Here is a 14,046-nt window from a genome sequence, read left to right as displayed (position 1 = left end):
CTTTATTTACCTAATACTTCAACAACCACGCGCTCAACCCCTTTTTTCCAGTCAGGAAGCTTCACGCCAAAAACACGCTCAAATTTTTCGTTAGAAAGGCGTGAATTCAATGGTCGGGTAGCCGGTGTTGGATATTCGCTGGTCGGTATGCCAATAACATCATTCACAGCAAGCGATTCACCGTGAACCTTAGCGACATTGAATACAAAACTGGCATAATCAAACCATGTCGTTTCCCCGCTCGCAACCAGATGGTAGCTACCGGCGACATTTTTATTACGTTGCTCTTCACGAATGGCCAGAGCAGTACAATCGGCAAGCAGTTCAGCACTTGTCGGAGCACCGTGCTGGTCGTTGATAATAGAAAGGGTTTCTTTTTCACGCGCTAGGCGCAGCATCGTTTTCGCAAAATTATTCCCGCGCGTGGCGTAGACCCAACTGGTGCGGAAGATAAGATGACGAGGATTAAGACGGGCAATCGCTAATTCTCCCGCTAATTTGGTCTCACCATAAACATTCAGCGGTGAGGGGTTCTCATCCTCTAAGCGATAATGTTCACCCTCTCCGTCGAACACGTAGTCAGTAGAATAATGGATAAGAAGCGCACCGATCTTCGCTGATTCCTCAGCCAGCACTGCGACGCCTTTATGATTCAGTAATTCTGACAACTCGCGTTCTTGCTCCGCTCTGTCAACGGCAGTATGTGCTGACGCATTAACAATAACGTCAGGTTTTACGGTTCGAACCGTCTGTGCGATGCCCGGTAAATTCGTCAGGTCACCACACAAATCCTTATCAAAATAATCGACTGCGATGACGTCGCCAAGGATAGAAAGAGAACGTTGTAATTCCCATCCGACCTGACCATTTTTTCCAACAAGTAATATTTTGAGTGCCATAACCGATTATTGTCCAATCAACATTTTCAAATACTGACCATAGGCGGTTTTCTGAAGCAGTTCGGCCTGGATAGCTAATTGGTCAGCACTTAACCATTTATTCCGGTAGGCAATTTCTTCAAGACACGCCACTTTCATACCCTGCCGTTTTTCGATGGTGTGGATAAACTGAGAAGCTTCAATTAAGCTGTCATGCGTGCCTGTATCAAGCCAGGCAAAGCCACGGCCAAGAAGTTCAACATCAAGCTTACCGAGATCAAGATACATTTGATTCAATGTGGTAATTTCAAGTTCGCCGCGCGCAGAAGGTTTGATTTCTTTAACCATATCCACAACATTGTTATCGTAGAAATAAAGCCCCGTCACTGCCCAGTTAGATTTTGGCTTCAGCGGTTTTTCTTCAATAGATAACGCTTTGAAATGTTCATCAAACTCGACGACACCAAAACGCTCGGGATCCTGAACCTGATAACCAAACACAGTCGCGCCTGTAGTTTTCTTAGCCGCTGCATTTAACTTCATTCCAAAACTTTGGCCAAAGAAAATATTATCACCAAGAACCAAAGCACAAGGATCGTTACCAATAAACTTCTCACCGATAGTGAAAGCCTGAGCCAGACCATCAGGTGAAGGTTGGACTGCATAAGTGAAATTTACGCCAAACTGAGAGCCATCTTTCATTAAGCGTTGAAAAGCAGGCATATCCTCAGGCGTCGTAATAATCAGGATATCCCGAATACCGGCAAGCATAAGCACCGATACTGGATAGAAAATCATAGGTTTGTCATATATTGGAAGCAACTGCTTTGACACACCTTGGGTAATGGGGTACAAACGCGTGCCTGAACCTCCAGCTAAAACAATGCCTTTCATAACTCTGTACCTCGATTATTTATTCAGTCCAAGACGTTCGCCAGCATAAGAGCCATCAAGAACGCGCTGCCACCAACCCTGGTTGTTTAAATACCAGTGAATCGTTTTTTCAATCCCGCTTTCAAACGTTTCGAGAGGTTCCCAGTGAAGAGCATTCTTCATTTTGGTAGCATCAATGGCATAGCGAAGATCGTGTCCAGGGCGGTCAGCCACAAAAGTAATAAGGTCGGCGAAACTGGAAATTTCTTTGGGTTTTTTATCGATAATTTTATCAAGTATTGCACAAATGGTTTTTACAACATCAATATTTTTTCGTTCGTTATGGCCACCTATACAATAGGTTTCACCATTCTCGCCCTCTGTCGCTACTTTATACAGTGCCCGGGCATGATCCTCGACATATAGCCAGTCACGAATTTGCTCACCATTCCCATAAACGGGAAGCGGTTTTCCTGCCAGTGCGTTAAGGATGATGAGAGGAATTAATTTCTCCGGGAAGTGGTACGGACCATAGTTATTCGAACAGTTAGTGATCACCGTTGGTAAACCATAGGTACGGTTCCAGGCGCGAACTAAATGATCGCTTCCCGCTTTGGATGCAGAGTAAGGGCTACTTGGCGCATAAGGTGTCTCTTCAGTAAAGAGGTCATCTGCATCGTGCAGGTCACCAAATACCTCATCGGTAGAAATATGATGGAAACGAAAAGCCTTTTTACGCTCATCATCAAGTGATGCATAATATTGGCGTGACGCCTCAAGCAGAATAAATGTGCCGATTACATTGGTCTGTATGAAAGCTGCGGGTCCATCTATCGAGCGGTCAACATGACTTTCGGCCGCTAAATGCATTACGATATCGGGCTGAAAGGTATTGAAGACATCTGCCACACCTTTTGCATCGGTAATATCAGTTAGAGAAAATGAATAGCGTGGATTGTCCTGAACCGGAGCCAGGGACTCTATGTTTCCGGCATACGTTAAACAATCAACAACACAAACCACATCCTGAGTATTGTTTATTATATGACGGACCACGGCTGAACCAATAAAACCCGCACCACCAGTGACAAGAATTTTCATAATTTTCACTTTCAATTAGTTAATTTTAAGATTATGCAATCATCATATTGCTATAAAATAAATAAGGAAAATACAAGAATTACATTTTTCTTAGTAATTTATCTACATGTAACGCGAGTATGTCTTCCGTACGGGCAAAATCACATTTCGCTTTAAATACCTTCAAGGCATTTTTAGACATTTGCTCTACCAACGCCGGATTATTATTCAACTGTTCAAGAGCTCGCAACCACTCACTCTCTGAATTGTTTCTAATATAAATACCGCAATTTTCTTTCTCGATATCGACGTACCAGTATGGATTATAGGTTGCTATAACTGGAACTCCCAGAGATATTGCTTCAATCAACGAAGATAATCCGACACAATAATTTACCTTAGAAAGTTTAAGCGGAATTATCATACATTTTGAAGCACTTACTTTTTCAAGTAATTCTTTATATTCCCATCTTCCTTTATTTACATCAACCTTTCCTGTTGCATTAACATAACTATCCTGTAATGACAAATCGCTGGTATAAATATCTATCGTAACGTCGCTATTTTTTAACGCATTCATTACTGCCGGGAGATCCCTATTCTCTCGCCCTGTAGAAATGATTTTATCATCATGGCGCATTTTAACAAAGGGGGCGTAAAAATTCGCCTCCCCCCCCCAGGGAACAAAATGACATCGGTCCTGAGGAAGCTGTCTTGATAGAATGATTTCTTCGCGAGTTTTATCAGAAAGAAAGAAAATGGCATCAATGCGTTTAACATATAGCTGCAAAAAAGGCAGCAGCAGTGAATGAATCATTCTTTTGAGTCTGGAACCTGGTGGCGAAAAGACGTCGAGATGCATCCAGCCCGCGAATTTTGTTGGGAACATGAAAATTTTTGCCAGAATGAAATAGAGCATCGTCTTTCTTTTGAGAAATGGCATAAAAAACAAGTCAGGCTTAAATTTCCAGAAGGAGACTAAATCTTTGAATAAGCGTCCTTCGCCAACCTTTACCTCAAATCCCATTTTTTCCAGTTTTGATACACCATACACAAACTGTGCAGGTATCTCATTTTTAGCATAGCGACAATAGGCCGCACCATTATCATTAACAAAAACAAAAGCTTTCATTAAAACTCCGTATTACCGATCACATCCAGGTATGAAAATTAATAAGCACCTTTTCTAAAAAGAACCACGCTAACCGTTTTAAACAAAATCACTATGTCATTCCATAGAGACCAGTTTTTGACATACCAGGAGTCAAAATAGACACGGGTTGTGTAATCTACGTCGTTACGGCCACTGACCTGCCATAGCCCGGTCATTCCTGGCTTAACCATCAGATAATAATCAACATCATCAGCATATCGTTCCAGCTCTTCATGAATGACTGGACGAGGGCCAACGAGACTCATTTCCCCTTTGAGCACATTGAACAATTGAGGTAATTCATCGAGGCTGGTTTTACGAATAAAGTGGCCAATAGGTGTAATCCGGGGGTCGTTTTTGAGCTTAAAATCTTTTTCCCATTCCGCCCTGGCTTCTGGGTCATTTTCTAGCAAACGCGCAAGAATTTCTTTCGAATTGATATTCATCGAGCGGAATTTGTAACAGTCAAATTTTTCACCCCGACGACCTATCCTTGTATGTGCATAGATTGCAGGGCCGCCGTCGCGGGAGACTTTATACCAGAGATAAACAAACAAAGGTGACGAAACAACGAGAATACCCAGACTACAGACAATATCGAACGTCCGTTTGATGAAGCGTGACGTTGCTTTGGAAAGATTATTGTGAACCTGCAACAGTAATACTTCATGACTGAATATAAAGGACATACTAGTGCCATATAAAGGGAATCCTCGCAGGGAAGGAATAATAATCACATTTCGGCACTTATGTTTCGCCAGGAACCTTAACCAGTTTTCAAACTTATCTTTTTCATCAAAATCACACGCCACAACAAACTGCGTTGAAAATGAATTATAAGATGTGAGTAATGTCTCCTCGTCTTTGACTATGGGACATTCTTCCATCATATCGTCAGTTGCATCAAAATCACAAAACGCATCAATTTTAAAACCTGAGACTTCGTGGCTCTGTAAAGCAAAATAGGCTTCACGCGCATTCCTGCCTGAACCTAGAATAACCGTACGTTTTTTCCAGTAGCCCAACTTGTTAAGAATAGATTTGGTGATTTCACGCGATAATGGAACCATGATAATGGCGTATAACCAGCAATAGGCCCAAATATAGCGAGAAAAATGCCATTTGGAGAATGCAACCAATGCAAGATCGAAGATCGAAAAAATGACGATAGTTCGTAATGTTTCTTTTAGCTCTGACCAGAACGGCTTTTTTTGTGCATAGTGGCGAAGGCGGACGCCAAACCAGAAAACACACAACGCAGTGAGAATAACGTGTGATAAAACACGCACATCTATCTGACGGATCGGCATGAAGGTATTCAGGTCGCCAATAAAGAACATGACGGTTAGAAACGAGAGGGCTTTGTTGAATAAATCAGATTTCGGGTAAGTCTCCCCCGTAGCGGGTTGTGTTTTCAGGCAATACGCACGCTTTCAGGCATACCTGCTTTCGTCATTTTGTTCAGCGCTCGTACCAGGGCCATAGCCTCTGCAACCTGACCATCGTAGTCACGCAGTGTCAGTGAACCCCCGAACAGCTGTTTTACCCGGTACATCGCCGTTTCCGCTATCGAGCGACGGTTGTAATCTGTTGTCCATTTCCACCGCGCATTACTCCCGGTCATTCGCTGATTAGCCACTGCACGGTTACGGTCTGCATATTCACCGGGCCAGTAACCCGCACCTTTTCGGGGAGGGATAAGCGCGCTGATTTTCTTACGCCGCAGTTCATCGTGACATAGCCGGGTATCGTAAGCGCCATCGGCGGCGGCTGACCTGATTTTCCGGTGGGTTTGCCGGATTAACCCGGGGAAGGCCTCTGAGTCCGTAACGTTGTTCAGCGACAGGTCAGCGCAGATGATTTCATGTGTTTTACTGTCAACGGCGAGATGCAGCTTACGCCAGATACGGCGGCGTTCCTGGCCATGCTTTTTGACTTTCCACTCGCCTTCACCGAAGACCTTCAGCCCGGTGGAATCAATTACCAGGTGTGCGATTTCACCCCGGGTGGGCGTTTTGAAACTGACATTAACCGACTTTGCCCGCCTGCTGACACAGCTGTAATCCGGGCAGCGTAGCGGAACGTTCATCAGAGAAAAAATGGAATCAATAAAGCCCTGCGCAGCGCGCAGGGTCAGCCTGAATACGCGTTTAATGACCAGCACAGTCGTGATGGCAAGGTCAGAATAGCGCTGAGGTCTGCCTCGTGAAGAAGGTGTTGCTGACTCATACCAGGCCTGAATAGCTTCATCATCCAGCCAGAAAGTTATGGAGCCACGGTTGATGAGGGCTTTATTGTAGGTGGGCCAGTTGGTGATTTTGAACTTTTGCTTTGCCACGGAACGGTCTGCGTTGTCGGGAAGATGCGTGATCTGATCCTTCAACTCAGCAAAAGTTCGATTTATTCAACAAAGCCAAACGAGAGTCCTAAAGAAGCATTTAGCCAAAAAAAGTCTGACGCCATTAGGGCGCTACGGCAAATAAATTCTTTCTTTTGATCTTTAAATACGCTGATTTTCATTATTTAATCCCTGGCATAAATCATTTGATCTATGCCGTGGTCATTATTTTTCCGAATGAGTATAGCTGTTCTGTAGTCTTGCAGCCTGAGTATTAATTAAGGACTCAGAGTATTGCGCCCAGGCGCTTTCAACATATTGACTAAGTTGGTCACGGAAGCGCTGCTCCGAGAACGTTAAAGCATGTTCGCGACAATCTTCCGGCTTAATCTCGCTCGCATATTTTTCAAAGGTATTCACTGCTTCACAAATGGCATCTGCGGTTTGTTCAAAGAAGAACACGCCGGTCGCTTTCTTACTACCCAGTGGTTTAACCGTTTCGAGGCAACCACCTTTACCGTAGGTGATGACCGGAGTGCCGCTTGCCTGCGCTTCAACAGGTGATATGCCGAAATCTTCTTCTGCGGCAAAAACATATGCCTTAGCACGCTTCATAAAATCAACTAGTGCAGCATCGTCCTGATATCCCAGAAGCGTAACGTTATCCGTAGCCAGCTGTTTAATCTTCTCCATTTCAGAGCCGTCACCGATAACAATTAATTTCTTTTCTGGCATATTAGCAAATGCGCTAACAATGAGATCAACCCGCTTATAAGGCACCATACGACACGCGGCCAGGTAGAAATCTTCTTTACTATCGCTAAATTCGAATTTTTCAGTATTTACAGGAGGATAAATAACATCAGCTTGTCTTCCATAAACTTTGTTAATACGCCGTGCGATAAAATTCGAGTTGCCAATAAAATGATTAACACCCGCAGCAGTACGGTAATCCCAAATACGGATTTTATGTAGCAAATATTTTGCAAGTAAACCCTTCAGACCCTTATCCAGTCCAGATTCGCGCAGGTATTGGTGTTGGAAATCCCATGCGTAGCGGATAGGAGAATGAACATATGAAATATGAATTTGATCCGGCCCAGTGATAACCCCTTTAGATACAGCGTGGCTGCTTGAGATAATAACATCGTATTCAGACATATCAAGCTGCTCAATTGCCAGCGGCATTAATGGAAGATATGACTGGAATTTTTTAGATGCAAATGGCAAACGCTGGATAAATGTTGTGGTGACCTTTTTATTATTTAAAAAGTGGCGGTCATTTGGTTTTAAGAAATCACAGACAGCGAACACATCCGCATCAGGATAGCAATGAAGGATTTGCTCAACGACTTTTTCAGAACCTGCATAGGAACTGAACCACTCATGTACGATTGCTACTTTCATTACGCTTCTCATCAATTAACTTGAACATTTTTTCAGTGCGTGACTGGTATGTATATTCCCGAGCGAGTTCCTGACACTTTTCTACCGAAATCCGGTTTCCAGAAGTGATATCTTCTAGCGCAGAAATAAATTCAGAGGGAGTGTGGGCGATACGAACATAGTCCGTAAAGTCACAAAGCGAGGCTAAATCCACACTCACTACAGCTTTTCCCGCAGCCAGATACTCAAAGAATTTCATTGGGAACATCGAAGCTGTATATTCATTTAGGTTATTCGGAAGCAATGTCGCCGTAAATCCTTTCAGATAACCAGGCAGTTCCTGATAGGCTCTCGGTCCAAGAAGATGAATATTTTTATGCCGAGTAAGCTGTGTTGCGTCGGTGTCTGGATCCCCCTCTCCTATATCCCCAATCATCACTATTGACCATTCAGGATGAGCTTCCGCAATTCTTTCAAGTAACGAGAAATTTACCTTATAGCCACTGATTGCACCGATAAATCCCATTCGTGGTTCTGGAATGTTGCTCAAGTCGACAGGTATCGGCAAATGTTCATCCAGCGCCTTTGAGAAATGGTTATAATCCGCGACGTTGGAGAAGTAATAGACTTCATCACTCCATTTCTTCCTTGTTTTAAGCAACGTCAATGACGTAACAAACGTAATATCAGCGCGTCGCACTAATTCTTCTTCAGCATTTTGAAGAATGTCAACTGGCATCCCAGGTTGGGCCTTAATTTCATCAACGCAATGGTATACTACGTAACTGAAATTATCGGGTTCAAGAAAACGCGTTGTCAAAGGATTATAAGTCCATAGCGTTTCATTCTTGAATTTTAAGCGCCAACACCAGTACTTAAGAGCACTACTTAGAATGAGTTTGTTTAGCTTGCGAACAAATGCATAGCTGTTGAACGGGATAGAAATTGGCGACCATACCCAAATATTATCGCGAACTTTTCGCGGCGCCTTAATTGCTTTAATTATGCGGCGAAGAATTCGCGATAGATCTTTCTTGTTTACGCTGGGTCGACGTAATCCCAAAGATTCAATATAAAGAACACGATGACCACGTTTCGCCAGTTCTAAAGCAACATGCTGTTTGTTGGTCCAGAAAGGATTATCCCAGTCAGCAGTAGATAAAACGACAATATCTTTAATGTCTGTATTTTTCTTCATAAATTATTACGCTATCGTAGTCCTTTCTTAGTGAGAATCCCTTTAATACCATTTCTGTACATAGGGAATGACATAGCCCATATTAAGCTAAACATCACGAAAATTGAACCATTCATCATTATCCGGAGAATCACATTATCTGGTTCAACTAAATAATGCCCAAATGCAAGAATGAGTGATGTATAAACAACAAGACCAATAGATATTATAATGAGTACCGGGAGGAGATCTTTTGCAATTTTCAAATAACAGGCGCTAAGAATGAACATCATTAAACTGTAAATTGAGTTCCCCAAACCTAAACCGAAAGCGCCCCAGACTTTGTAAGTCACCAGATTTACAATAGCATTACTGAGCAGAGCAACCATCATAACAATTAGTACCTGCTTATTTTTAAGGTGCGCACTGAGTGCTTTTATAAATATATAGCCAATTACCTGTGCCCAGAGTCCTATACACATACCCTGGATAATATCTGTAGTCACCGCTACAGAATGGTGGTCGAAAGCACCGCGCATAAACAGGAGGATAACAAGGTCTTTCGCATAGAAAAAGATGAAAAAAGATATGTTAATTACTAATAAAGCCAACCATTTATAAATAACTTTGATCTTGTCCCTGACAACCTCTGGTTTCTGTGAGGACCATTCGGACAAGCCCGCAAAAGCTATTGGTACAGATAAAATAAAAACGACAGTATCGGTGATAAAACGCGCATAATCTAGACCAGATACCACATCAATACTAATAAATGATGCAAGGGCTCTTTCAAGAGTAATATTTCCCTGCAAGATTAACGGCAATATAAGCAAAGGTCGCAGAGTTATCCAAAAGCTCTTCGTTACCAACTTAACTTCTACAATATCAAAATGGTGTGGGAGAGTTAATATGGTACTTTTTCTGGCACGTAAAAGTGCCCATATACTGAAAATGATATAACTGCCGGTAAATCCCCAGGCTAAATATAAATAATTGCGAAAATAGTATGCAGCGACCACCCCTAACAGCATTCCAACATTCTGGATAGAAGCTCGCATCGATATGGGTTTGTAGTCCCCATGTGCCATTGAGAGGTAGTTTATTAATGCTGAAAAAAGATAAAATGGGCAGCAAATTGCCATTATCTTTAGTAGTTCGGTCGACATCTCACGTGCGTTCCCGCTAATTCCAGGTGCCATGATGCCAACCCAATAGTCTGACAAAAAGTAGAGAACTATAAATATCGCTATCGATACCAACGCAAAGAAAATAAACATACATAACTTGAATGTTGATGCACGAAATTCATTTTCTGTTAAATATTTTTTGTATAAGGGAATAAACGCTGAATTAAGGCTATCACTTGTCATAAAATTAATTGGCACTAAAGTTCCTGTCTGGGCAATACGGTAGGCCCCATTAACATCACCTGTGCCAAAAAACTTAGCCATTAAAACTTCCCTGACTAATCCAAGTACCTTTGAGAGCATATTTCCACTAAGCAATTGGCTTATGGCTTTTTTCATTTGGATGCTCTAAGAAATAATGAAATGTATTCGTTAACCGCATGACTTAATGTATTCTGCTTGGATATATATGATTTTCTTTCTTTACAACTAATCATATCTATATAACCTAATAAATCATTAATTGATATCTCACTCGGATTGCACTTAAATACTTTCTCTCCAGCAGTGAAAGTGAGATGTTCAGAGATGACAATTGGTACCCCAGCACTCATGGCTTCCAGCACGTTTAAAGGTAACCCTTCAACCCTTTTCGTCAGGAATAAAAATATATCAGCACACTGCATAAGCTTCGCTAAATCATAGCGACTTTTAGCGCCAAGGAACAATACGTCATTGTTCAGGGAAAGGTCATCAACTCTCTTTCGCAATTGTGGTTCGTAGGGACCGTTGCCACATATGAGAAGTTTTGCATTAGGTTTTGATTTTTTAATTTTCGCAAAAACATCAATATTGTTATCGATACCTTTCTGCTCATGTAAGCGTGAAGCCGAAAGAAACACCAACGCATCAGAATCGATTTTCAATTCTGCCCGCAATGCCGCTCGATTTGATGTTTCATCAGAGAATAATATTTCATCAATGCCATTCTCGATCTTTACAACTTTTTCTTTTTGGCAGATCAGCGTAGTAGGAAAATGTGTTAAATCAGTCTTTACCGCTTCACCGACAGCAACAATCCAGTCAAACTGAGAATAATGTTTTGCATCAGCATAAAAACCTAAAATATTTTTTACACTGGACAGAATTTTTTTAAGCTGTCGGGTTTTGAGCTTTGAAATCATCTCACCTACAGATGTTCCGTGCGCCTGCATGATAAACTTAGCATTCTGGAAGCATTTTTTATGCTGCAAGACACTGAACGCACCTGCGCTGATACTTATTACAGCAACTACGTTATCTTTATTACGCCAGGAATTGGCCAGTTTTTCAGTCTCAGACCACCACTCCTTAGAATAGACTGCCTGCGGGATATTTTTAATCTTGATTATTTCAGGACTGTTTACTGGTAATATTGTTTCCGCATCAAAATTAGTTGTAACAACTTTTACATCAAATCCTTTTGCTTGCAACTCAACAGCTAAATCCCATGCCACCACTTCCATCCCACCAAGATGATGAAATGGAAGAGAGCGGGAAAAAATAATTACTTCTTTAGCCATGAATCAGTTCCTGGTAAATTTTTTCTAATTTCAAGGTTTGTTCTGAGAGATTAAATTTTTCGCGAATAAAGTTGCGCGCATTATCGCCCATTTCAAAAGATGTTTGTTCGTTGTTCAATAAGTAGTCTATTCTCTCAGCAAGCTGATTAGCATCTCGTTCCCTGACCAAAAATCCAGTGTGCTCGTCGATTATCGCTTCAGGAATGCCTCCATGCCGGGTACCAATAACGGGTACACTTGTCACTGCCGCTTCGAGAAGTACCATCCCTAATCCTTCTGCATCCCCTGTCTTCGCTGTAATGCTTGGTAGAACCAACATACTTGCTTTACGCATCCACGTCATCACGTCACCGTGCGAAAGCGCACCAGTGAATGTCACATTCCGTTCGAGCCCTAGCGATGAGACCTGAGCTTTAAGCTCCCCCATCAAAGGACCATCACCGATGATAACGAGTTTTACGTCAGCATTTCGTTCTTTCACATGCTTAATGGCGTTGATTAATACGGCAGTGCCTTTCTTCTCAACCAAACGAGCTACATGCAGGATGATACCTTGATAGTCTTGTCTTTCACGCGGCTTATATTTGTCAATGTCGATACCAATGTAGTGCTGAACGATCTTATTTTCAGGGAAGCCATGGCGCAAAGCCTGTTGGGCAATAAAATCAGAAACACAGATAAATTTATCACCCTGATTTTTAAGTTTCTTCTGATGAAGAAAATAGCTAATCCAGGCTGGAGACCGTGATGTTAGTAAATCTTTGTTACTCACGGTCACATCAAATCCATGCAGCGTCGTACACAGTGGGATTCCTTTCAGCTGCGCCAGTTTTAACGCATATAGTCCATCTATCGCAAAATGTGCATGAATAAGATCAAGGGGTTGAGCTTTTAGCACTGTTTGATAGGGCAGCGCGGAGGTTGTGAATGCGTTCGCAATCTCAGAAATTTTACCCGCAAGGTCTCCGCGTTCATTTAAAACGTGTGCGACAGCCCCCTCTGGTTTTTTGCCAATGACTCGTCTGCCGATATAGCACTTTTTGAAATTCTCGAGGGCTTCTGCCTGCTGTTGGATAAAAACTTCAGAACCCTTGAATAGTTGATTTCTGAAAATACCGACCGTGTTCATTCCTGTACCCTAAAATTCCTGTTTATCGGTAAATTTCCTGCCAGACAAAGCCCAAGCATTACTGCAAAAACAACCATCTGGTGTTGCTCACCAATCAAACCAAAGTTCTCACCAAAGCCATGTGCGAATAGCCATGAGATCACCATTAAAAATGAAAATCCGATGTTTTTCTGCTTTTCATCGATGCTTCGTATCGCCCGAAGGGCAATTCGAATGCAGCACAGAATAAAGCCGAGCCCCAAAAGAGAGGCGATCAAGCCTGACTTTGACCAAAGATAGATAAGTGTATTATGCGGTGGAAGGAAATAATCAGTATGTTTACTGTAATCGGCTTCCCATCCACCAAATCCTTGTCCCATCATTGGATTATCAGTAAACGCATTAAAAGCATAACTCCATATCTGGTAACGCGTTTCAGCGGTATCAGTTGATTCCTGTAAAAATCCGTTTTGTCCGATTACGCTAAAGATAACGCTGATAGCAATTAAGACGATGGCAAAAGAAGCGCCTGCTGTCACCACAATGACCTTAGTCGAGCGCTGCAATGTCAGGTAGAAAACGAATGCCGGGATAAGAATGGCAAAAAGGATGCCAGCTTTGGAGCCAGTAAAGAAAACAGTGGCCCACAACAGGATAGCCATTAATAGCGTTATTTTCGCCTTTGAAACTTTATAGATACCCCATGCCATAAACGAAGAGATACCGACGTAACAGGCTGCCGCATTGGCATTGACGAACAACAGTCCCCCAGATTTTACCGGGTCGTAAAAGTTGTTTCTGGCACCATCTAACAAGCCCTGCAGCGTGTTCATCCCCATCGTAAACTTACTCACAGGTGAAAGAATAACTGCTAATTCAAGGGACTCATTAAACCGGAAAATGATTACTGTTATAGCCTGCAAGCAAACAAAGAACAGCATCAAATTAATAATCTTATATAATGCAATGCGATCTTTTAATGCCAGAACATAGATGGCGTTGGAAATAACGATAAACTCACACAAATAGGCAATATCACGGATGCCCATTGATTTCTCAACTGACCATGCCAGGCTTAAGAGGCTAATACCAATCAACCCAAGCAGCATCACATTTGCCGGTTTGCCTAAGAACCGATTGGCGTTAATGATAAATTCAGGAAGGAGTATAGCGGGCAAAAGAAAAGCCAGCGGGACATCCGCCCCACTTAATTGCACCAGGTAGAGCTGCGGGATGCTGCATACAAGCACCAGCAACAATCGGGTTCGTAAGGACAGCGCGAGGAAAACAAAATATACGAGTAAACCTACGACTGCTGCTAATAAGACTTCAATCATTAATTTTATCCCACGAGATTTAGCAAC

At 42.3% G+C, this 14,046-nt stretch carries 12 protein-coding genes; all 12 read right to left on the bottom strand.

Annotated elements, in window-relative coordinates; translation table 11 throughout:
- Positions 1 to 2 precede the first annotated feature (2 nt).
- Complete coding sequence (rfbD, locus tag O1723_RS07630) at positions 3 to 899, bottom strand: dTDP-4-dehydrorhamnose reductase (protein WP_014884478.1); 897 nt, start codon at positions 897 to 899, stop codon at positions 3 to 5.
- A gap of 6 nt (positions 900 to 905) precedes the next feature.
- On the bottom strand, positions 906 to 1,772 hold the full coding sequence (gene rfbA, locus O1723_RS07625; protein ID WP_014884479.1) for a glucose-1-phosphate thymidylyltransferase RfbA: 867 nt from the start codon (positions 1,770 to 1,772) through the stop codon (positions 906 to 908).
- Positions 1,773 to 1,787: 15 nt separating this feature from the next.
- Complete coding sequence (gene rfbB, locus O1723_RS07620; RefSeq protein ID WP_014884480.1) at positions 1,788 to 2,852, bottom strand: dTDP-glucose 4,6-dehydratase; 1,065 nt, start codon at positions 2,850 to 2,852, stop codon at positions 1,788 to 1,790.
- Between the two features lie 79 nt (positions 2,853 to 2,931).
- Positions 2,932 to 3,963 carry a glycosyltransferase family protein gene (locus tag O1723_RS07615; RefSeq protein WP_014884481.1) on the bottom strand — a complete coding sequence of 344 codons (1,032 nt, stop codon included), beginning with the start codon at positions 3,961 to 3,963 and terminating at the stop codon, positions 2,932 to 2,934.
- A 38-nt stretch (positions 3,964 to 4,001) separates the two neighbouring features.
- Positions 4,002 to 5,402: an undecaprenyl-phosphate galactose phosphotransferase WbaP gene (gene wbaP / locus O1723_RS07610; protein WP_479983876.1), complete on the bottom strand. Its 1,401-nt coding sequence runs from the start codon at positions 5,400 to 5,402 to the stop codon at positions 4,002 to 4,004.
- Complete coding sequence (locus O1723_RS07605) at positions 5,399 to 6,367, bottom strand: IS5-like element IS903B family transposase (protein ID WP_000654804.1); 969 nt, start codon at positions 6,365 to 6,367, stop codon at positions 5,399 to 5,401. Before O1723_RS07605 ends, wbaP begins: the two co-directional genes overlap by 4 nt.
- 180 nt (positions 6,368 to 6,547) lie before the next feature.
- Positions 6,548 to 7,729 carry a glycosyltransferase family 4 protein gene (locus O1723_RS07600; RefSeq protein WP_014884483.1) on the bottom strand — a complete coding sequence of 394 codons (1,182 nt, stop codon included), beginning with the start codon at positions 7,727 to 7,729 and terminating at the stop codon, positions 6,548 to 6,550.
- Complete coding sequence (locus O1723_RS07595; RefSeq protein WP_248190825.1) at positions 7,707 to 8,906, bottom strand: glycosyltransferase; 1,200 nt, start codon at positions 8,904 to 8,906, stop codon at positions 7,707 to 7,709. The genes O1723_RS07600 and O1723_RS07595 overlap by 23 nt, the downstream gene beginning before the upstream one ends.
- 11 nt (positions 8,907 to 8,917) lie before the next feature.
- Entirely contained in the window at positions 8,918 to 10,336 is a 1,419-nt protein-coding gene (locus tag O1723_RS07590) for a lipid II flippase MurJ (protein ID WP_014884485.1), read from the bottom strand.
- A gap of 71 nt (positions 10,337 to 10,407) precedes the next feature.
- Positions 10,408 to 11,574, bottom strand: a complete 1,167-nt coding sequence (locus tag O1723_RS07585) for a glycosyltransferase family 4 protein (protein WP_014884486.1) — start codon at positions 11,572 to 11,574, stop codon at positions 10,408 to 10,410.
- Complete coding sequence (locus tag O1723_RS07580; protein WP_014884487.1) at positions 11,567 to 12,703, bottom strand: glycosyltransferase; 1,137 nt, start codon at positions 12,701 to 12,703, stop codon at positions 11,567 to 11,569. The genes O1723_RS07585 and O1723_RS07580 overlap by 8 nt, the downstream gene beginning before the upstream one ends.
- Positions 12,700 to 14,019 carry an O-antigen ligase family protein gene (locus tag O1723_RS07575; RefSeq protein ID WP_014884488.1) on the bottom strand — a complete coding sequence of 440 codons (1,320 nt, stop codon included), beginning with the start codon at positions 14,017 to 14,019 and terminating at the stop codon, positions 12,700 to 12,702. Before O1723_RS07575 ends, O1723_RS07580 begins: the two co-directional genes overlap by 4 nt.
- Between the last annotated feature and the right edge of the window lie 27 nt (positions 14,020 to 14,046).

The sequence above is a fragment of the Enterobacter cloacae complex sp. HYC080_NIDB genome, assembly GCF_056673325.1.
This window is presented reverse-complemented; position numbering and strand designations above follow the sequence as displayed.

What these genes read in the sequence shown, in the direction of transcription:
- rfbD (WP_014884478.1), bottom strand. Translation starts at nt 899, where the DNA reads ATGGCACTCAAAATATTACTTGTTGGAAAAAATGGTCAGGTCGGATGG.
- rfbA (WP_014884479.1), bottom strand. Translation starts at nt 1,772, where the DNA reads ATGAAAGGCATTGTTTTAGCTGGAGGTTCAGGCACGCGTTTGTACCCC.
- rfbB (WP_014884480.1), bottom strand. Translation starts at nt 2,852, where the DNA reads ATGAAAATTCTTGTCACTGGTGGTGCGGGTTTTATTGGTTCAGCCGTG.
- O1723_RS07615 (WP_014884481.1), bottom strand. Translation starts at nt 3,963, where the DNA reads ATGAAAGCTTTTGTTTTTGTTAATGATAATGGTGCGGCCTATTGTCGC.
- O1723_RS07600 (WP_014884483.1), bottom strand. Translation starts at nt 7,729, where the DNA reads ATGAAAGTAGCAATCGTACATGAGTGGTTCAGTTCCTATGCAGGTTCT.
- O1723_RS07595 (WP_248190825.1), bottom strand. Translation starts at nt 8,906, where the DNA reads ATGAAGAAAAATACAGACATTAAAGATATTGTCGTTTTATCTACTGCT.
- O1723_RS07590 (WP_014884485.1), bottom strand. Translation starts at nt 10,336, where the DNA reads ATGGCTAAGTTTTTTGGCACAGGTGATGTTAATGGGGCCTACCGTATT.
- O1723_RS07585 (WP_014884486.1), bottom strand. Translation starts at nt 11,574, where the DNA reads ATGGCTAAAGAAGTAATTATTTTTTCCCGCTCTCTTCCATTTCATCAT.
- O1723_RS07580 (WP_014884487.1), bottom strand. Translation starts at nt 12,703, where the DNA reads ATGAACACGGTCGGTATTTTCAGAAATCAACTATTCAAGGGTTCTGAA.
- O1723_RS07575 (WP_014884488.1), bottom strand. Translation starts at nt 14,019, where the DNA reads ATGATTGAAGTCTTATTAGCAGCAGTCGTAGGTTTACTCGTATATTTT.